Source organism: Acidovorax sp., from assembly GCF_046341535.1.
In the GTDB taxonomy this organism is placed as follows: domain Bacteria; phylum Pseudomonadota; class Gammaproteobacteria; order Burkholderiales; family Burkholderiaceae_C; genus Acidovorax.
Genome location: NZ_JBKDRI010000173.1, coordinates 1 through 19,849, shown reverse-complemented (window position 1 = coordinate 19,849; position 19,849 = coordinate 1). Strand labels below are relative to the sequence as shown.

Below are 19,849 nucleotides of genomic sequence, written 5' to 3'. Positions count from 1 at the left end.
GGAGCCTGTCGGACTTGGAGCGTCGAAAGCGAAAATCGGCCCCAGCGAGGACAGTTTTTGCCGAATTTGCAGCCCCATAGCCGAGCTATGGGGCAAAAAGGCGGTTAAAAATGGACCGCTGCGGTCGATTTACAGCCGACGATTTCCAAGTCCGACAGGCTCCTAGTGCCCCCAGACATACCGCCATGAATTCGCAAGAAGCCTCTGCGCCCGCGCCCCAATCCCCACCTGCCGACCCCGGAGCGAAACCCCGGCGCTCCCGCTGGGTGGGCACGCTGATCGCGCTCGTGCTGTTGGCACTGGCCGGTGCCGGAGCCTGGTATCTGGTGCAGCGGGCAGATCAAGGCGGGGACGAGGCTCCTGCGCGACCCGGTGGCGGACGGCCCATGGTCACTGTGGGCGATGCCGTGGCCCGACGCGCCGAGCTGCCGGTGCTGATCGATGCGCTGGGCACCGTGATACCGGCCTCGATGGTCACGGTACGCCCGCAGGTGGCAGGCTTGTTGACCGATGTGCTGTTCACCGAGGGGCAGATGGTTAAAAAGGGGCAGCTTTTGGCGCAGATTGACCCCCGGCCGTTCGAGCAGGCACTGCTGCAGGCCCAGGGCACGCGCCAGCGGGATGAAGCACAGCTGGAAAACGCCCGCCTGACGCTGGAGCGCTATCGCACCTTGCTGGCGCAAGATTCCATCGCGCGGCAGGAGGTGGATACCCAGGCCGCCCTGGTCCGCCAGCTGGAGGGCACGGTGATGACCGACCGCGCCCTGGAGGGCACGGCCCGGCTCAACCTGGGCTACACCCGGATTGTTGCGCCCGCATCGGGCCGCATCGGGCTGCGCAGCGTGGATGCTGGCAACTACGTCACCACGGGCGATGCCACGGGGCTGGCCACCATCACCCAGGTTCAGCCCATCGACGTGCAGTTTTCGGTGTCGCAGGACCGCGTGGGCGACATCCGCGCCGCGCAGGCCGCGTCGCCGGGCCTGGTGGTGACGGCCCTGGACCGCACCCGCAAGACCGAGCTGGACAAAGGGCGCTTTTCCACGCTGGACAACCAGGTGGACACGGCCACGGGCACCGTCCGGGCTAAGGCGCGATTCGAAAATGCCCAGGGGGCGCTGTTTCCAAACCAGTTCGTCAATGTGCAGTTGCTGCTGCGCAAGGTCTCTGCCGTGGTGGTGCCGGTGAGCGCCGTACGCACCGGCGCCAATGGCGACTATGTGTACGTGATCAACGAGGACCGCAATGTGTCGCTGCGCAAGGTGGTGCGCGGACAGGCCACCGTGGGGCTGATGGCCATCACTGAAGGCCTCAAGGAGGGCGAGCGCGTAGTCACCGAGGGCGGCGACCGGCTGCAGGATGGCATGGCAGTGCAATGGTCTGGGGCCTCCGGCGCGCGCGGGCCCCGCAGTGGCGCCAGCGGCCCCCGGGGGGCTGCCAGCGCACCGCGTGGCGCAGCCTCCGCCGCTCAGCCCGGCGCTGATGGCGAGGCGGTGCAGCGACGCCAGCGCCCGCCCCAGACGCCTTGATGCCAGGCCGCCGCCATGAGCCCTTCGCGTCCGTTCATTGAAAGGCCGGTAGCCACTGCCCTGCTGATGCTGGCCATTGTGCTGGCCGGGCTGCTGGGCTTGCGGTTTCTGCCGCTGTCGGCGCTGCCTGAGGTGGACTACCCCACCATCCAGGTGCAGACCCTGTACCCCGGCGCCAGCCCGGAGGTGATGAGCCGCACCGTCAGCGCGCCCCTGGAGCGCCAGTTTGGCCAGATGTCGGGGCTGGAGCGCATGGCATCGTCAAGCGCGGCCGGCGTGTCGATCATCACCTTGCAGTTCAGTCTGGGGCTTGCCATCGACGTGGCCGAGCAGGAAGTGCAGGCGGCCATCAATGCGGGCGCGTCCCTGCTGCCTGCGGATCTGCCCGCGCCGCCGGTCTATGCCAAGGTCAATCCGGCAGACGCCCCGGTGATGACCCTGGCCATCAGCTCCGACACGCTGCCGCTGACCGAGGTGCAAAACCTGGTCAACACCCGGCTGGCCCAGAAGATCAGCCAGGTGACCGGCGTGGGGCTCGTCACGTTGGCGGGTGGCCATCGGCCCGCCGTGCGCATCCAGGCCGACACCAAGGCACTGGCGTCGTACGGCATCGGGCTGGATACCTTGCGCGTCGCCATCACGTCTTCCAACGCCAACAGCGCCAAGGGCAGTTTTGATGGCCCGCAGCGCTCCTACACCATCAACGCCAACGACCAGTTGGTCACGGTGGATGATTACCGCAACCTCATCGTTGCGTGGCGTAACGGCGCGCCGGTACGCATGATGGAGGTGGCGCGCGTGGTGGACGCCCCCGAGAACAACCGGGTGGGCGCGTGGGCCAACCAGACGCCCGCCATCATTTTGAATGTGCAGCGCCAGCCGGGCGCCAACGTGATCGCCACGGTTGACAGCATCAAAAAGCAGCTGCCCGAGCTCAAGGCCAGCCTGCCGGCATCGCTCAAGACGGAGGTGCTGTCAGACCGTACCACCGGCATCCGCGCGGCCCTGCTGCATGTGCAGATGGAGCTGGCCCTGGCCGTGCTGATGGTGGTGCTGGTCATCTTTTTCTTCCTTCACAGCCTGCGGGCCACCATCATTGCGAGCCTGGCCGTCCCCATTTCGCTCATTGGCACCTGCGGGGTGATGTACCTGCTGGGCTACAGCCTGAACAACCTCAGCCTGATGGCACTGACCATTGCGACCGGCTTTGTGGTGGACGATGCGATCGTGATGATCGAGAACATCGCCCGCCATCTCGAAAAGGGCGAGCCGCCGTTCAGGGCGGCACTTCAGGGGGCCACGCAGATTGGCTTTACCATCATTTCGCTCACGGTGTCCCTGATTGCGGTGCTGATCCCCCTGCTGTTCATGAGCGATGTGGTCGGGCGGCTGTTCCGTGAATTTGCCGTCACGCTGGCCATCACCATCCTGATTTCGGCGGTGGTGTCGCTCACGCTGGTACCCATGATGTCGGCGCGCTGGTTGCGCGCCGAGCCCCAGGGCGGCCGCACTGGGCTTGCCGGACGCATCCACAGCGGCTTTGAGCGCGTGATTGCAGTCTATGACCGCTGGTTGCGCTGGGTGCTGCGCCACCAGGGGGCCACACTGGTGGTGGCGGTGCTCACGCTGGGGCTGACGGCGCTGTTGTATGTGCTGATTCCGAAGGGGCTGTTTCCGACGCAGGACACGGGCCAGCTTCAGGCGCGGCTGGAGGCCGCGCAGGATGTCTCGTATGCCCGCATGAGTGAACTGCAGCAGGCGGCTGCCCGTGCCATCCTGCAGGATCCCGACGTGCAATCGCTCAGCTCGTTTGTTGGTGTGGATGCAGCCAACAACACCATGCTCAATGCGGGCCGCATGCTCATCAATCTCAAGCCGCAGCGCGACAGCCAGGAAGCGATCATGCAGCGCCTGCGCGATCGCGTGCGGGCCGTGGCGGGCGTCACGATGTACCTGCAGCCCACACAGGATCTCACCATCGACGCGGAGACCGGCCCCACCGAATACCGGGTGTCGATCGGCGGTGTCGACTCGGCGTTGGTGGGTAGCTGGACGCGCAAGCTGGTAGAGCAGCTCCAGGGCGACCCCCGCGTGCGCAACGCCACCACCGACGCGGGAGCGCAGGGCCTCTCGGCCTTTGTGGATATCGACCGCAATACGGCGTCCCGCCTGTCGATTTCCGCCAGCGCGGTGGACGATACGCTCTACAGCGCGTTCGGCCAGCGCATCGTTTCAACCATCTTCACAGAGACCAACCAGTACCGCGTCATTCTCGAAGCCCAGCAGGAGGGCCTGAGCAGCCCTGAAGAGCTCGGTACGCTGCAGTTGCGCACGGGCACTGGCAAGCCCGCGCCGCTGTCTGCGGTGGCCACCATCCGGGAACAGCTGGCGCCGCTGCAGGTGACTCGTGTGGCCCAGTACCCGGCCGCCACTCTGGGTTTTGACAAAGCGCCGGGCGCATCGCTGGGTAGCGCGGTGGATGCCGTGCGCGAGGCCGCCCAGGCGATCGGCATGCCGCAGGGCTTGTCCATGGAGTTCCTGGGGGCCGCAGGCGCCTACGAGAAGTCCTTGACGAGCCAGTTGTGGCTCATCCTGGCGGCCATGATCTGCGTGTACATCGTGCTCGGGGTGCTGTATGAGAGCTACATCCACCCCGTGACCATTCTTTCGACCCTGCCTTCTGCCGGTGTGGGGGCGCTGCTGGCGCTGATGGCCTCCGGCAACGATCTTGGGGTCATTGGCATCATCGGCATCATTCTGCTGATCGGCATCGTCAAGAAGAACGCCATCATGATGATTGACTTTGCCATTGATGCGGAACGCCAGCAGGGCATGGCACCGACCGAGGCCATTCACCAGGCGGCGCTTTTGCGCTTTCGGCCCATTCTGATGACCACGCTGGCGGCACTGTTTGCGGCGCTGCCACTGATGCTGGGCTGGGGTGAAGGGGCCGAGTTGCGGCGCCCGCTGGGGCTTGCCATCTTTGGTGGGCTCATCCTCAGCCAGATGCTCACACTGTTCACCACGCCCGTCATCTACCTGGCGTTTGACCGCATGGGCCGGCGCTTGACCGGGCGCGGCAATTCGGCGCCACCGGTGGTACCCGGGGAGGCTGCGTGAATCTTTCGCGCCCCTTTGTTCAGAGACCAGTCGCGACGGTGTTGCTGACCATCGGGGTGGCGCTGGCAGGTATTGCGGCGTTTTTTGCGCTGCCCGTGTCGCCGCTGCCGCAGGTGGACTATCCGGCCATCACGGTGTCGGCCACCCTCCCGGGGGCCAGCCCCGACACTATGGCGTCGAGTGTGGCCACGCCGCTGGAGCGGCGCCTGGGCTTGATCGCGGGCGTCAACGAGATGACCTCGACGAGTTCCAACGGCTCGACCCGGGTGAGCCTGCAGTTCGAGCTGAGCCGCAACATAAATGCTGCCGCGCGGGAGGTGCAGGCGGCCATCAACGGCGCCCGTGTGGATCTGCCCGCCACGCTGCGCAGCAACCCCACCTATCGCAAGCGCAATTCGGCGGCCTCGCCCGTCATCATCCTGGCCCTCACCTCCGAGACGCGCACGCCCGGCGAGATCTATGACGCAGTGTCCAACGTGGTAAGCCAAAGGCTCTCGCAGGTAGAGGGCGTTGGTGACGTGGAAATTGGCGGCGGTTCGCTCCCGGCGGTGCGGGTGGAACTGCTGCCGTTTGCGCTCAACCGCTACGGCATCAGCAGCGAAGATGTGCGTGCAGCCATCCAGGCGGCCAACGCCAACCGGCCCAAGGGTGCCATCGAAGGCGATGGCCGCCGTTTGCAGATCTACACCCCCGCGCCTGCGCGCAAAGCGGCGGAGTACGAGTCGCTGGTGATTGCCTGGCGCAACAATGCCGCAGTGCGCTTGGGCGACGTGGCGCGCGTGGTGGACGGGGTGGAAAACCGTCGCACCGTGGGGCTGTTCAATGGCGACCCCGCCATCGTTGTGCTGGTCACGCGCCAGCCCGATGCCAACATCATCAAGACCGTCGATTCCGTGCGCGCGCTGCTGCCCGACCTGCAGGCGCAGCTGCCGCAGGACATCAAGATCGCGGTGGCCTCGGACCGTACCAATTCCATCCGCTCATCCCTGCATGAAGTGGAGTTCACGCTGATGGTCTCCATCGCACTGGTGGTGCTGGTCGTGGGCGTCTTTCTGCGCAAGGCCCGGGCCACGGTGATTCCCGCGGTGGCTACCGTGGTTTCTCTGCTGGGCACGTTTGCGGTGATGTACTTCCTGGGCTTCAGTCTGAACAACCTGAGCCTGATGGCATTGACGGTGGCGACGGGCTTTGTGGTGGACGATGCCATCGTGGTGCTGGAAAACACAGCACGGCATGTCGAGGCCGGCATGGACCGGGTGCAGGCGGCGCTGCTGGGCGCGCGCGAGGTGGGGTTCACGGTTCTTTCCATCAGCCTGTCGCTGGTGGCAGTGTTTATTCCGCTGCTGTTCATGGACGGGCAGGTGGGCCGACTGTTTCGCGAGTTTGCAGTCACGCTGTCGGCGGCGGTGATGATCTCGCTGGTCATCTCGCTGACCACCACGCCCATGATGTGTGCGCTGCTGCTGCGCGCGCACGATCCCGTCCGCGACAAGCCGCCCGGCCGCATTGCGCGCTGGATCGAACGCGGCTACCAGGCCGTGCTGCGCGGTTACGCGCACAGCCTGGACTGGGCGCTGGCCTGCAAGTGGTTTGTGGTGGCCATCCTGCTGGTGGTGATTGGCATGAACGTTTACCTGTTTGCCAAGATTCCCAAAGGCTATTTCCCGGAGCAGGACAATGGCCAGCTCAATGCCGGACTGCGCGCCGACCAAAGCATCTCCAGCGAGGCGCTGGCGCGCAAGCTGCGACAGGCGGTGGACATCATCCGCAAGGATCCGGCGGTCGATACCGTGGTGGGCTTTGCAGGCGGCAGCCGCGCGGGGGGCGGGTTCATGTTCGTCAACCTCAAGCCCTTCAATCAGCGCACCGACAGCACGGCCGCTGTGATTGCCCGGCTGCGTCCGCAGCTCAACCAGATTGCCGGCCTGCGCGTGTTCCTCAACCCGGTGCAGGACCTGCGCATGGGCGGGCGATCCAGCAATTCGACCTACCAGTACACGCTCAAGAGCGACAACCTGGCGGACCTCAAGCTGTGGGCCACCCGGCTGAGCGACCGCCTCAAGGTCGAACCGCTGCTGCAGGACGTGGACACGGACCAGGCCGAAAACGGCGTGGAGACCTATGTGGAAGTGGACCGCGCAAGCGCCTCGCGCCTGGGCGTCAGCTCGCAGGCCATCGACAACGCGCTCTACAACGCGTTCGGGCAACGCTCGGTCTCCACCATCTACAGCGAGCTCAACCAGTACGCAGTCATTCTGGAGTGGGGCCCCGAGTATTCGCGCGGGCCGCCCGCCCTCAAGGATGTGTATGTGCCCGCTAATCCGACCGGGGCCGTGGGCAGCACAGCCAATCCGGCGCAGCGCGGTGCTTCTTTGGGCAACGTGCTCAGCACGGCACCTTCCACCATGGTGCCGCTGAGCGACCTTGCGCGCGTGGTGGAACGCGCATCGCCCACGTCCATCAGCCACCAGGATGGCGAGCTGGCGACCACCATTTCTTTCAACATCGACCCTGGCACCTCGCTGCAGCAGGCGCGGGCCGTGATTGAACAGGCCGAGGCTGACATCGCCATGCCGATCAACGTGCGCGGCAGTTTTCAGGGCACGGCGCTCAGTGCCCAGCAATCGCAGAGCCAGCAGACCTTCCTGATCCTCACGGCCATTGTGGTGATCTACATCGTGCTCGGGGTGCTGTACGAGAGCCTTATCCATCCCATCACGGTGCTGACCACGCTGCCTTCGGCGGGCGTGGGTGCGGTGCTGGCCCTGATGCTGTTTGACATGCAGTTCACCATCATTGCCCTGATCGGCGTGTTCCTGCTCATCGGCATCGTCAAGAAAAACGCGATCATGATCATCGACTTTGCCCTGGACGCCGAGCGCGCGCGCGGCTTGACGGCGCTGCAGGCCGTGCGAGAGGCCTGCATGCTGCGTTTTCGTCCTATCCTGATGACCACGCTGGCCGCCGCGCTGGGCGCGCTTCCGCTGGCCATCGGCTTCGGGCAAGGGTCGGAGCTGCGCCAGCCGCTGGGCATCGCCATCATCGGCGGCCTGGTGGCCAGCCAGTTGCTGACGCTGCTGACAACGCCCGTGGTCTATGTGCTGCTGGATCGCCTGCGCTCGCGCACGACCGACGAGCGCCATCTGAGCCGCGCCGCCGGGGGCGATGAAGACAGGGCCACTGCATGAACCCACCCATTCACCATTCCATGACTGTTTCTGCCCTTGCGCGGGCCGGGCTTCGTACGGCCACACGCGCTGTCATCGTGGCCGCCATGGGGGCGGTGCTGGGGGGCTGCTCGACCCCGCCTGCGTACAGCCCGCCTTCCATCACGGTTCCCGGTGCGTTCAAGGAGGCTCCTGCCACCTGGATTCCAGCCGCCCCGGCCGATGCGCTGGACCGCGGCCCGTGGTGGGAGATGTTTGGCGATGAGGAGCTCAACCGCCTTGCCGCCCAGGTGCAGTTGTCCAACCAGAACATTGCAGCGGCCGTGGCGGCATACCGCCAGGCCCAGGCTGTGGTGCGCCAGGGCCAAGCCGGACTGCTGCCTGGTGCCCGACTGTCGGGCGGCGCATCCCGCGTTGGGGGGGACGGCGCGAGCCGCCCCGGCAACAGCGCGCAAGCGACGCTGACCGCAGACTGGGAGCCCGATTTCTGGGGGCGGCTGGCCGGCAGCGTCAGCAGCGCCCAGGCCAGCGCGCAGGCCAGTCAAGCCGATCTGGCCTCCGCACGCCTGTCTGCGGCAGGCGCGCTGGCGTCGGCCTATTTCCAGTTGCGCGAAGCGGACGAAGAGCTGGCCTTGCTGGCCGCCACCGTGCAGGGCTACGAGCGCAATCTGCAGATTGCACGCAACCGTTATGCCGCTGGCGTGGTCGCCGAAACCGACGTGCTGCAGGCGCGCACCCAGCTGGTCAATGCCCAGGCAGAGCTGGTCTCGGTGCGCCAAAGCCGTTCCCGCCTGGAGCATGCGATCGCCGTTCTCACGGGGCAGGCCCCGGCCGGGTTTGCGCTGGCTCCGGTGGCCTCGTGGTCGGCCAGCGTGCCCGCTGTGCCTGCGACGGTGCCTTCTGCCCTGCTGCAACGCCGTCCTGACATCGCGTCGGCCGAGCGTGCCGTGGCCGCTGCCGATGCACAGGTGGGCGTTCAGCAGTCTGCATACTTCCCGAGCATCAACCTGGGCGCGTCCCTGGGCACCGGCGGGAGCAGTCTGGCCGACGTGCTGCGCGCATCAACGAGCGTGTGGTCGCTGGGGCTTTCGGTGGCGCAGACGCTTTTTGACGCCGGTGCCACAACGGCGCGCGTGCAGCAGGCCCAGGCCGCGCGCGAGGCGCGTGTGGCGCGCTACCGGCAGACGGTGCTGGAAGCCTTTCAGGGTGTGGAGGATCAGCTGGCCGCACTCCGCGCCCTGCAAGACCAGGAGCCGTTGCGCCGCGAAGCGGTGGCGGCCGCTGAACGGGCCGCCCAACAGCAGCTCAACCGCTACCGTGCCGGGCAGGTGAGCTATTCGGAGGTCGTGGCAGCCCAGGCCTCGGCCCTGGCGTCACAGCGGGCACTGCTGCAATGGCGGGTCAACCGCCAACTGGCTGTGGTGGCGCTGGTGCAGGCCCTGGGCGGTGGGTGGCATTCGGACTGGCAAAAATAGCATGCACAGGCCCTGGATGGTCATGGTGGCGGGCGGATGAGCGGGCTGCCCGCCAGCGGATAATCCGGCGGTTGATTCCAAGGAGCTTGCGTGGACGTTGTGTTGCTGGTGAAGGCCGCCATCATGGGGGTCGTTGAGGGCTTGACCGAATTTTTGCCCATTTCATCCACCGGGCACCTGATCCTTGCCGGGGCGTTGCTGGGTTTTGATGATGGCAAGGCCAAGGTGTTTGACATCGCCATCCAGACCGGAGCCATTTTTGCGGTCATCCTGGTGTATTGGCAAAGAATCCGCGAAACGCTGGTGGCGCTGCCCACCGATCGTCAGGCGCAGCGGTTTGCACTGAATGTGTTCATCGGTTTTCTTCCGGCCATGGTGCTGGGGCTGCTGCTGGGCAAAGCGATCAAGGCGCATCTGTTCACGCCCGTTGTGGTGGCCAGTACCTTCATCATCGGTGGATTCATCATTTTGTGGGCTGAGCGGCGCTCCCCCGGGCATACGCGTGTGCACAGCGTGGACGAAATGACGCCTTTGGATGCCCTCAAGGTGGGGCTGGTGCAGTGCCTGGCCATGGTGCCGGGCACCAGTCGCAGCGGCGCTACGATCATTGGCGGGATGCTGCTGGGCTTGTCGCGCAAGGCTGCGACCGATTACTCCTTCTTCCTGGCTATGCCGACCCTCATCGGGGCCGGTGCCTACAGCCTCTTCAAGGAACGCGCGCTTTTGTCGGTCGCCGATATCCCCCTGTTTGCCACGGGGCTGGTGTTTTCGTTTCTGAGCGCGTGGTGGTGCGTGCGCTGGCTGCTGAGCTACATCAGCACGCACAGCTTTGTGCCGTTTGCCTACTACCGAATTGTTTTCGGCGTTGTGGTGCTGGTGACGGCATGGGCGGGTTGGATTCACTGGGCCGCGTGACATGTTCAAAGTGCAAGCCCGGTGGATGTACAGGCTCTCCAGGGCCAGCCTCACGCTGGCCGGACTGCTGATTGTTGGGGCCTGGTGCCTGTCATCACGCGCACACGCTTCGCAGGCGGTGCCCGCTGCCACTGACCCGTCCACGACAGACGCTCCGCTTGGTGAAGGCGCGGCAAGCACACCGGCAGGTTCGCCTGCCGCCTTTCACTACGCGCTGGGGCTGCTGGTGACCCACGGCCCCGACTATGCCGGTGGGGACCGCCGCAAGTCGGGGCTCAGCCTTGCCTGGGCCATTGAGCACGGTCGCTTTCGTGTGAGCAGTGGTCGGGGTAGCGCTTTTCTGGGGCATGGTCTTCGCCCGGTCGAGCCAGGTGCCAGCGCTATCCTGGCGCGCAGTGATCGGTTCAACCTGAGTGCATCGCTGCGCGTGGACCGGGGCCGCGACGATTCTGCTGCGCCCATCCTGACCGGGCTTCCGCCGGTGCGCGCCACGCTGCGCGGGCGTTTGAGTGCGGGGTATGCACTCACGCCGCGCTGGATAGTGGGGGCAGGGCTGTCGCAGGATGTTTTGGGGCGCGGGGGCGGGGCGCAGATGTTGACCTCGCTGGGTTACACATGGCCTCTGACGCAGGACACCCGCGTTTTTTTCAGCGCTGGAGCCAGTTTTGCCGACCGTACCTATCTGCGCTCGCATTTCGGCGTGCCCGCAGGTGGTGTGGGCGCGCTGCCTGCATTCGCTCCTGGCGCAGGTTTGTACAGCGTGGATGGGGGTGTCGAGGTCATGACCGCCCTCAACCGCCAGTGGGTGGTGCTGGCAGCCGTCAGGGCCTCACAGTTGCGCGGGGATGCGCGACGCAGCCCTCTGACGATGGCGCCTTCAGGCTATTCGGTGTCGCTGGGGCTGGCCTACCGCTGCTGCCGTTAGCCGCGCAGCGATTCGAGGTTGAGCAGCGCGGCCTCGATGGCTGCCGCCGTGGCAACGGGTGTTTCCATCGGGAACAGGTGGCTGCCGTCGAGCATCATGGTGCGGCCCTGGGTGACGCGCAGCGTCATCGCCATGCCCACCCGCTTCATTTCCTGGGAATCAAGCCCGCCGATAAACGCTGCCGGGCACTGCAGCGGGTGGGCTGCGAGCAGGCGTCCCAGGTTGTGCGGCAGGGTGTTGTAAATGGCTGTTTCCACCGCACGGTCGAATGCCAGCACCCGTTTTCCATCGTGATCCTCCAGCCCGTGGGTGATGTAGTCGTCCAGCACCTGGGGGTGCCAGCGGGCAAATGACTTCTTGCGGCGAAAGTGCTCCAGCGCTTCTTCGTGGCTGTCCCAGCTGTAGCGCCGCTGGCGGCTCACTTTGCCCGGCGACATCGAGCCCACCACCTGGGTGCGCTTGGCCATGCCCAGCGCGTTGGCCTTCCATCCGCCGATCAAGGGCGAGTCAATCATCAGCACGCCGCGCGCCAGTTGCGGATGGCGCGCCGCCGCCATCACGCTGAGGAACCCGCCCAGCGAGTGGCCCACCAGAAACACGGGTTCGCCCAGACGCTGCACCTGTGCGCTGGCAAAGTCCGCCAGTTGCTGCACCAGGTGAGGCCAGTTGTTGGAGACAGGGTAGCGCGGGTCGTGACCAAAGCGGTCCACTGCGGATACCTCGAACCCGCGCCCCTTCAGGTGGCTGAAAAGCAGGCGGTAGGTGCTGGCCGGAAAGCTGTTGGCGTGCGAGAAAACGATGGGGAGCATGAGGAGGGCGGCGTGAGGCGGCGCCCGCAGCGCCTGGCGTGCTTCAGATGAGCTTGTCCAGGTGGTTGGTGATTTTCTTGATGGGCTTGCTGCGAGCGGGGTTCACCATGATCGGCACGTTGGTGGTGCCGCCGTCCCAGGCGGGATCTTCAATGCTGTCGAACACCTGGCGCAGCTTGTGGCCCCAGCTGTCGTGCAGCATCCGGAAGTACGGATTGTTTTCGTCAATGCAGACGATCTTCCCGGTCGAAAAGCGGTCCACCTCGTACACCACCAGATCGAGCGGCAGGCCCACCGACAGGTTGGATTTGAGCGTGCTGTCCATGGACACCAGGGCACACTTGGCGGCTTCGTCCAGGGGTGTATCGGGCGTGAGCACGCGGTCGAGCACGGGCTTGCCGTATTTGGATTCGCCCACCTGGAAGTAGGGCGTCTCGGAGGTGGCCTCGATGAAGTTACCCGCCGAGTAGACCTGGAACAGGCGCATGCCTTCGCCCTTGATCTGGCCGCCGAACACCATCGACACATTGAAGTCCACGCCCGCGCGCTTGAGGGCCGTACCGTCCCGCTCGTGCACATGGCGCACGGCTGCGCCCAGCACGCGCGCCGCATCGAACATGCTCTTGGCGTTCCAGATGGTCAGGCTTTCGCCGGTGTCGCCGTCCTTGAGCTGCTCGGTCTGCAGGATTTCGCGCACGGACTGCGATATCGACAGATTGCCTGCTGACAGCAGCACCATGAATCGATCGCCGGCCTTCTCATAGACCATCATTTTCCGGAACGAGCTGATCTGGTCCAGACCGGCGTTGGTGCGGGAGTCGGACAGGAAGACCAGCCCGGCGTTGAGTTTGATAGCGACGCAGTACGTCATGTACGGGGGTGCGTAGATGTTGGAAAAAGAGACGCGAGTGTAGTCGCCCCTGTGCAGGGGATGTGTCCGCCAGGGAACACGGTGTTATCCCGCCGGAACAAGGCATCAAATTTGATAGCGTCCGAGCATTATGGATCAGGCGCGAATGGCTGATTGAGGGCCTTTTTCCGTGTGGGCTGGAAGGGGCTGCCCCCATGGCAACTGCAGGTCAGGTCGGCACCTACCGTGCCGCCAGCTTCTTGAGCTGGTAGAGCGCATCCAGCGCTTCGCGCGGGCTCATGGAATCCGGGTTCAGCGCGGCCAGGGCTGCTTCGGCTGCGCTGGCGCCCGTGTCTGTCGGGGCAGCGGGGGCAGCGAAAAGGTCCACCTGCAGGTCCTCCTCGCCCGCGCGCTCCTGCAACGCAGCCAGCGTGTGGCGCGCATGGTGCAGCACGGGCGATGGCATGCCTGCCAGCTTGGCCACCTGGATGCCGTAGCTGCGGCTGGCCGGGCCGGGCTGGATCTCGTGCAAAAACACGATGTCGCTGCCAGCCTCGGCCGCGCTCACATGCATGTTGACCGCATGGCGCGCGCGGGCCGGCAACTCGGTCAGCTCGAAATAGTGCGTGGCAAACAGCGTGAAGGCGCGGGTCTTGTCGTGCAGGTGCGTGGCGATGCCGCTGGCGAGCGCCAGTCCATCAAAGGTGCTGGTGCCGCGGCCGATCTCGTCCATCAGCACCAGGCTGTGGGGCGTGGCGGCGTGCAGGATCTGCGCCGCCTCGGTCATTTCCAGCATGAAGGTGGACTGTGCATTGGCCAGGTCGTCCGCCGCGCCGATGCGCGTGTGGATGGCATCCATCGGACCCAGTCGGCAGCTGGTAGCCGGCACATGGCTGCCGATGCTGGCCAGCAGCACGATCAGCGCCACCTGTCGCATGTAGGTGGATTTGCCGCCCATGTTGGGGCCGGTGATGATCTGCATGCGCGTGTTGGCGTTCAGGCGCGTGTGGTTGGCGATGAAGGCGGTGCTGGAGGTTTCGGCCAGACGCGCTTGCACCACCGGGTGGCGGCCGCCTTCGATGTCAATGCACGGCTCGGACACAAAGTGCGGCGCGCACCAGTTGAGCGTGAGCGAGCGCTCGGCCAGCGCGCACAGCACATCCAGCGTGGCCAGTGCCTGGGCCAGGCGGGTCAGTGCTGCAATGTGGGGCTGGAGCTGGTCCAGAATCTGCTCATACAGCCACTTCTCGCGCGCCAGCGCCCGTTCGCTGGCGGAGAGCGCCCGGTCTTCAAAGGCCTTGAGCTCGGGCGTGATGAAGCGCTCGGCGTTCTTGAGCGTCTGACGGCGGCGGTAGTCGTCGGGCACGCGGTCCAGGTGGCTGCTGGTCACCTCGATGTAAAAACCGTGCACCTTGTTGAACTGCACCCGCAGGTTGGGAATGCCGGTGCGGGCTTTTTCGCGCGTTTCCAGGTCCAGCAGGAAGCTGTCGCAGTGGGTCTGGATGGCACGCAGCTCGTCCAGCTCGGTGTCAAAGCCGCTGGCGATCACGCCGCCGTCGCGCACCAGTGCCGCGGGCTCCTCGGCAATGGCAGCACACAGCAGTGCGGTGCAAGCCTCGGGGGGGTGCAGGTGGCTAAAAATTTGAATCAAATACGGCTCTTGCGCCTGTCCTGAAAGCGCCAATAGCTCTGATTTTTGTAGCGTTTTGCACAGCGCGACAAGTTCGCGTGGCCGCACCTGGCGCAACGCGATGCGGGCGGTGATGCGCTCCACATCGCTCACGCCCTTGAGCTGCGCCCGCAGCGTGGCCCAGGGCCCCGATCCGCCACCCGCACCGCCCGCGCCGCGCAAGGCCGTGGTCGCCGACAGGCGCTGGCGCGCCTCGCTGCGATCCCGCCGGGGCTCCAGAAGCCAGGTTTTGAGCAGGCGGCTGCCCATGCCGGTCATGCAGGTGTCCAGCAGCGAGAACACAGTGGGCGCATCCTCACCACGCAGGGTCTTGACCAGTTCCAGATTGCGCCGCGTGGTGGCGGGCAGGTCCATCAGGTCATCGCCGCGCTGCACCTGCACGCTGTGCACATGCGTGAGGCTGCGGCCCTGGGTGTGTTCGGCATAGGCCAGCAGGCCTGCGGCGGCGGCATGCGCCTCGCCCAGGCCCTGCGCGCCCCAGGCCTGCAGGCTGGCCGCGCCCAACTGCTCCAGCAGCTTGCGCTCGCCCAGGGCGCTGTCAAACTGCCAGTCGGGCCGCAATGTCATCGGGCACGCAAATGCTGCGCTCTGGCGCAACGCCTGCAACTGCTGCTCAAAACGCTCGGTCACGCCCGCGCTGTAGAGGATTTCGCTGGGCGTAACGCGGGCCAGCCAGTGGCCCAGTTCATCCTGCGCGCATTCGGCCAGGTGGATGCGTCCCTGCGTCACACTCAGCCAGGCCAGGCCGCAGCGCGCGCGCGGCCCTTGGTGCACGGCCAGCAACATCGACTCGGACTTGTCGGACAGCAGCTCGGCGTCCGTCAGCGTGCCCGGTGTGACCACGCGCACGACCTTGCGCTCCACCGGCCCCTTGGTCGCGCCGACTTCGCCCACCTGTTCGGCAATGGCCACCGACTCGCCCATTTTGATGAGCCGCGACAGGTAGTTCTCCAGCGCGTGGAAAGGCACCCCGGCCATGACCACCGGCTGCCCGCCCGACTGCCCGCGCTGCGTGAGCGTGATGTCCAGTAGCCGCGCCGCCTTTTCTGCATCGGCATAGAACAGCTCGTAGAAGTCGCCCATGCGGTACAGGACGAGCGTCTCGGGGTACCCGGCCTTCAGGTCCAGGTACTGCTGCATCATGGGGGTGTGGTGGTCAGGCGTGTCCGGCATGTGCGGGCGAGGCAGAGGGGGCAACAATGAGCGCCCCACTTTAGCAGTTCAACCAGTGCCGTCTGGGCCAGCTCGGTGGCGTTGCGGGAAGTGACCGGCATCAGGGTTTGCCCTGAATTTGGAATATCTTTTTGTTTTGTTACGTTTTGACATACGTTTGGCTTTATGCTGCAGCAACGTCACCGATTGCCGGACCATGCCCCAGCGTGCCAACCTTCCTTCCGGTTCCACAGGCTTTGAGGAGACCGTGATTCCGACCAAGCTGCCGACCGACGTCCTGGCGCTCTTTAGTGAAGCACCGGTGGAGCCCGTGGCGCGAGAGCGCCTGCAGGCTTTGATGGATGCTGTGCCTGTGGCGCTGGTGGAGTTCAGGTTGCAGCACGGCAGACTGATGCTGCTGGCCGCCAATGCCGCGGCGCGCCGTATGCCGGGCTTGGGCGCGGTGCGCAATGCGGGGGTGGATGCCGCCGAGGTCTTCGATTCGCTGGCGCACACGCCGTTGCTTGACCAGCTGATGGGGGTGGTGCGTGTGGGGGCGCCCCTGGAGTGCCGGCAGGTGGCCAGGGAGCCGGGCCGCCTCTTGCTGGCCTGGGACCTCTCTGCACGACGCATCACCAAAGACTCTATCGTGGTCGCAGTGCGCGACGTTACCGAAGCTGAAACATTGCGCGCATCGCTGGCCGCCGCCGAGCGCGCGCTCGAGGACGCGCGGCGGGAGCTGCGCGAGCAAACCGAAGTTTTTCACACCATGGAAAGCATGGCCCGCACGGGCCACTGGCGGCGGATCGAAGACCCGGGCGAGACCGTTCTGCTGTGGTCGCCGGGCCTGTGCGAAATCGCTGGTGTCGAGCGTCAGGAGTGGGTCGATCCTGCCCATGCGGTCAGCGGCATCCTGCCGGAGGACCGTCACGTGTTTGAAGCTGCCTCTGGCGTTGAGGCCGGTGCCGAGATCGACCTCGAATACCGTTGGCGGCGTCCCGATGGCCAGATCCGGTGGATGCGTTCGCGTGTGAGCCGTGCGCTGGCCCGCGAGGGCGTGCGGTCCGTGATGGGCGTGGTGCAGGACGTGACCGAAGAGCGCCGATCCGCAGACCAGCTGCGCGAGCAGCTTCTGTTCATCCGGCGCATTGCCAGCCGTATTCCGGGCTTCATCTACGAGTACCGTTCCCGTCCCGGACAGCCGATCAGCGTTCAGTACATCAGTGATGCGGTACGCGACTTCATGGGCGTGGAGCCGCACGAGGTCACTGCCGACCACGGCGTACTGATCAGCCGTGTGGTGGCGGACGACCTTGTGCGGTTACGCCGTTCCGCCCTTGCATCGGTGCGCTCGCTCGTCCCCTGGCAGTGCGAGTACCGTGTGCGCATGCCGGATGGCAGCGTGCGCTGGCACATGACCAATGCCGTTCCGCACCGTGAGATCGACGGTTCCGTGGTCTCGCACGGCTTCACGATGGACATCACAGACCGCAAGCGGGCCGAGCAGGAGATCGAGCGGCTGGCGTTCTACGATGCACTCACCGGGCTGCCCAACCGTAGGCTATTGCTCGACCGCCTGCAACGAGCGACGGTGGCCTGCCAGCGCACCCGGCAGCAGGGCGCGCTGTTTTTCATCGACCTGGACAATTTCAAGGACCTCAACGACACGCTCGGGCATGACATGGGCGATCAGCTGCTGGCCCAGGTGGCTGTCCGGCTGGTGGGATGTGTTCGTGCCATCGACACGGTAGCCCGCTTTGGTGGCGACGAGTTCGTCGTCATGCTCGATTGCCTCGACCCTGATTCCGGCAGGGCTGCAAACCAGGCCGAAATGGTCGCAGAAAAGCTGCTGGCCTCGCTCAACCAGCCCTTTGAGCTTGATGGTGGACAGCACTACAGCACGCCCAGCATCGGCATCACGCTGTTTGGTGCGGAGCGCCTTTCGGTCGATGAACTGCTCAAGCGCGCTGACCTGGCGATGTACCAGGCCAAAGCAGCCGGACGCAACACGCAACGCTTCTTCGATCCGGACATGCAAGCAGCGGTCAACGCCCGTTCCAATCTGGAAGCCGATCTGCGCCAGGGACTGGCGCGGGGCGAATTGATCGTGCACTACCAGCCCGTGGTCAATCACCATGCGCTGCTGCTGGGGGCTGAGGCACTGCTGCGCTGGGCGCACCCGCAGCGTGGAATCATCAGACCGGATGACTTCATCCCCCTGGCCGAACAGACCGGACTCATCCTCCCGTTGGGACGGTTCGTATTGCGGTCTGCATGCATGCAGCTCATGCAGTGGAGCCAGGACGCAGCCACCGCGCACCTGACGGTCGCAGTCAACGTCAGCGCGCGCCAGTTCCGTCAGCCGGGCTTTGTGGCCGAGGTTCTGGAGACCCTGAAGGAGCACGGCGTTCCACCTGAAAAACTCAAGCTGGAACTGACCGAGAGCCTTCTCCTGGGCGACGTTGAAGACACCATTGCGCGCATGGTACAGCTCAAGTCCGAAGGGGTGGGCTTTGCACTGGACGACTTCGGCACAGGCTATTCATCCCTGAGCTACCTCAAGCGCTTGCCGCTTGACCAGGTCAAGATCGACCAGGGCTTTGTGCGCGATGTGCTGACCGATCCCAACGATGCAGCGATCGTGCGCACCATCCTCGCGCTCGCGCGCAGCATGGATCTGGACGTTATCGCCGAAGGAGTGGAAACAACCGGGCAATTGGCGTTCTTGCGGCTGCATGGATGCGAGGGTTTCCAGGGCCACCTGTTTGGGCGGCCCGGCCCTGCACAGGATATTGAAGCGTACCTGCGCCTGCCGCACCAGGAACCTGTTCACACGATGTTTGCCGGTGCGAACGAGGCGAAAACCGCACCAATGTAGGCGCTTGCCACTTAGGACATCGCTCAACACGAGCCATGATTCCCGAAAGACAAACTCGCCTGCTCCGGCATGGCGGCACAGGGCTGACCTGCCGGATCAAAACGGGGCGCTGTCGTCTTTTGCGGCTGCGGCGGCCTGCGGGGCTTGTGCGGGCGTTGCGTCTTCGGCACCGGATGGGGGCTGCGCGGCATCGGCACCGTCGGCCTGCGTGGCCTGGCGCACTGCAGCCTTGTCGCCTGCGCTCGCAAACTTGCTGTATTTGCCCAGGATGGGCACCAGCTGACCATAGATACGCGGGCTTGCGGCCAGGCACTCGCGTTGCTCCAGGAAGTCTGCTTCGCCGGTGAAGTTGCCTACCAAGCCACCCGCCTCGGTGACCAGCAGGGAGCCTGCCGCCACGTCCCAGATGGACAGGCCAGCTTCAAAAAACCCTTCGGTGTAGCCCGCGGCCACATAGGCCAGGTCCAGCGCGGCGGCACCAGGCCGGCGCAGACCGGCAGTGCGCTGCATGACCTCGGCCATCATGTTCAGGTAGCTCTTGAAGTTGTCGCCCGAGCGGAAGGGAAAGCCGGTGGAGATCAGGCAGTCCTTGAGCTGCGTGCGCTTGCTCACGCGGATGCGGCGCTCGTTCAGGTAGGCGCCGCGGCCCTTGGTGGCAGTAAAGAGATCGTTACGGGTCGGGTCGTACACCACAGCCTGCTCCACCTTGCCCCTGACAGCCAGCGCAATGCTGATGCAGTACACGGGAAAACCGTGGATGAAATTGGTGGTGCCGTCCAGCGGGTCGATGATCCAGACGAATTCGGAATCCTTGGCGCCGTATTCCTTGCCCGACTCTTCAGCCAGGATGCCGTGGCCAGGGTAGGCCGCCAGCAGCGTTTCGATGATGATCTTTTCGGACGCGTGGTCCGCTTCGGTCACGAAGTCGTTGATCTGCTTTTGCGAGATCCGCACCGATTCCACGTCCAGGGCCGCGCGGTTGATGATGGCGCCGGCGGCGCGTGCGGCCTTGATGGCCACGTTGAGCATGGGGTGCAGGTTGGACGACATTCGATTGTGGTGTTGGACAGCGCGCCGAACAAAGACCGGGGCGCGATGCAAATCAGGAGCGAAACAACACGCCTGACGATGCGGGCGGTGACAATGAGGGGAGGATTCTACCCGCAGCGTCCGTTCTCACCTAGCCGCCGTTGTGTCTCTAGGAGCCTGTCGGACTTGGAGCGTCGAAAGCGAAAATCGGCGAGAGCGAGGACAGTTTTTGCCGAATTTGCAGCCCCATAGCCGAGCTATGGGGCAAAAAGGCGGTTAAAAATGGACCGCTGCGGTCGATTTGCAGCCG

General features: G+C 65.3%; 11 protein-coding genes. 7 read left to right on the top strand and 4 right to left on the bottom strand.

Features of this window, described 5'->3' with window-relative positions; all coding sequences use genetic code 11:
* Positions 1-185 precede the first annotated feature (185 nt).
* From ACK543_RS12820 to ACK543_RS12795, 6 genes are all read left to right on the top strand, one after another.
* The gene (locus tag ACK543_RS12820) at positions 186-1,529 is read left to right on the top strand and encodes an efflux RND transporter periplasmic adaptor subunit (protein WP_409943230.1); all 1,344 of its coding nucleotides are present in this window, start codon (positions 186-188) and stop codon (positions 1,527-1,529) included.
* A 15-nt stretch (positions 1,530-1,544) separates the two neighbouring features.
* The gene (locus ACK543_RS12815; protein WP_409943229.1) at positions 1,545-4,649 is read left to right on the top strand and encodes an efflux RND transporter permease subunit; all 3,105 of its coding nucleotides are present in this window, start codon (positions 1,545-1,547) and stop codon (positions 4,647-4,649) included.
* On the top strand, positions 4,646-7,837 hold the full coding sequence (locus ACK543_RS12810; protein ID WP_409943228.1) for an efflux RND transporter permease subunit: 3,192 nt from the start codon (positions 4,646-4,648) through the stop codon (positions 7,835-7,837). The genes ACK543_RS12815 and ACK543_RS12810 overlap by 4 nt, the downstream gene beginning before the upstream one ends.
* A 20-nt stretch (positions 7,838-7,857) precedes the next feature.
* The gene (locus ACK543_RS12805; protein ID WP_409943227.1) at positions 7,858-9,291 is read left to right on the top strand and encodes an efflux transporter outer membrane subunit; all 1,434 of its coding nucleotides are present in this window, start codon (positions 7,858-7,860) and stop codon (positions 9,289-9,291) included.
* 90 nt (positions 9,292-9,381) lie between these two features.
* Complete coding sequence (locus ACK543_RS12800) at positions 9,382-10,206, top strand: undecaprenyl-diphosphate phosphatase (protein ID WP_409943226.1); 825 nt, start codon at positions 9,382-9,384, stop codon at positions 10,204-10,206.
* Between the two features lies 1 nt (position 10,207).
* Positions 10,208-11,131: a MipA/OmpV family protein gene (locus ACK543_RS12795; protein WP_409943225.1), complete on the top strand. Its 924-nt coding sequence runs from the start codon at positions 10,208-10,210 to the stop codon at positions 11,129-11,131.
* Here ACK543_RS12795 and ACK543_RS12790 read toward each other — a convergent pair.
* The 3 genes from ACK543_RS12790 to mutS form a co-directional block, all read right to left on the bottom strand.
* Entirely contained in the window at positions 11,128-11,940 is an 813-nt protein-coding gene (locus ACK543_RS12790) for an alpha/beta hydrolase (protein WP_409943224.1), read from the bottom strand. The genes ACK543_RS12795 and ACK543_RS12790 overlap by 4 nt on opposite strands.
* Before the next feature lie 43 nt (positions 11,941-11,983).
* Complete coding sequence (locus tag ACK543_RS12785) at positions 11,984-12,811, bottom strand: peptidase (protein WP_409943223.1); 828 nt, start codon at positions 12,809-12,811, stop codon at positions 11,984-11,986.
* A 220-nt stretch (positions 12,812-13,031) separates the two neighbouring features.
* A complete protein-coding gene (mutS, locus tag ACK543_RS12780) occupies positions 13,032-15,653 on the bottom strand; it encodes a DNA mismatch repair protein MutS (RefSeq protein WP_409943222.1) in 2,622 nt (873 codons plus the stop codon).
* Between the two features lie 196 nt (positions 15,654-15,849).
* On the opposite strand from mutS, the gene ACK543_RS12775 reads away from it, so the two are divergent.
* Positions 15,850-18,510 (top strand): putative bifunctional diguanylate cyclase/phosphodiesterase, encoded by a 2,661-nt coding sequence (locus ACK543_RS12775; RefSeq protein WP_409943221.1) that lies wholly within the window; start codon positions 15,850-15,852, stop codon positions 18,508-18,510.
* Positions 18,511-18,606: 96 nt separating this feature from the next.
* Here the strand turns inward: ACK543_RS12775 and ACK543_RS12770 are convergent, their stop codons facing one another.
* Positions 18,607-19,560 carry an inositol monophosphatase family protein gene (locus ACK543_RS12770; protein ID WP_409943220.1) on the bottom strand — a complete coding sequence of 318 codons (954 nt, stop codon included), beginning with the start codon at positions 19,558-19,560 and terminating at the stop codon, positions 18,607-18,609.
* Positions 19,561-19,849 lie beyond the last annotated feature (289 nt).

Excerpts from the sequence above, each read along its gene's own strand:
- ACK543_RS12820 (WP_409943230.1), top strand. The coding sequence starts at position 186 with ATGAATTCGCAAGAAGCCTCTGCGCCCGCGCCCCAATCCCCACCTGCC.
- ACK543_RS12815 (WP_409943229.1), top strand. The coding sequence starts at position 1,545 with ATGAGCCCTTCGCGTCCGTTCATTGAAAGGCCGGTAGCCACTGCCCTG.
- ACK543_RS12805 (WP_409943227.1), top strand. The coding sequence starts at position 7,858 with ATGACTGTTTCTGCCCTTGCGCGGGCCGGGCTTCGTACGGCCACACGC.
- ACK543_RS12795 (WP_409943225.1), top strand. The coding sequence starts at position 10,208 with ATGTTCAAAGTGCAAGCCCGGTGGATGTACAGGCTCTCCAGGGCCAGC.
- ACK543_RS12790 (WP_409943224.1), bottom strand. The coding sequence starts at position 11,940 with ATGCTCCCCATCGTTTTCTCGCACGCCAACAGCTTTCCGGCCAGCACC.
- ACK543_RS12785 (WP_409943223.1), bottom strand. The coding sequence starts at position 12,811 with ATGACGTACTGCGTCGCTATCAAACTCAACGCCGGGCTGGTCTTCCTG.
- mutS (WP_409943222.1), bottom strand. The coding sequence starts at position 15,653 with ATGCCGGACACGCCTGACCACCACACCCCCATGATGCAGCAGTACCTG.
- ACK543_RS12775 (WP_409943221.1), top strand. The coding sequence starts at position 15,850 with ATGCCCCAGCGTGCCAACCTTCCTTCCGGTTCCACAGGCTTTGAGGAG.
- ACK543_RS12770 (WP_409943220.1), bottom strand. The coding sequence starts at position 19,560 with ATGTCGTCCAACCTGCACCCCATGCTCAACGTGGCCATCAAGGCCGCA.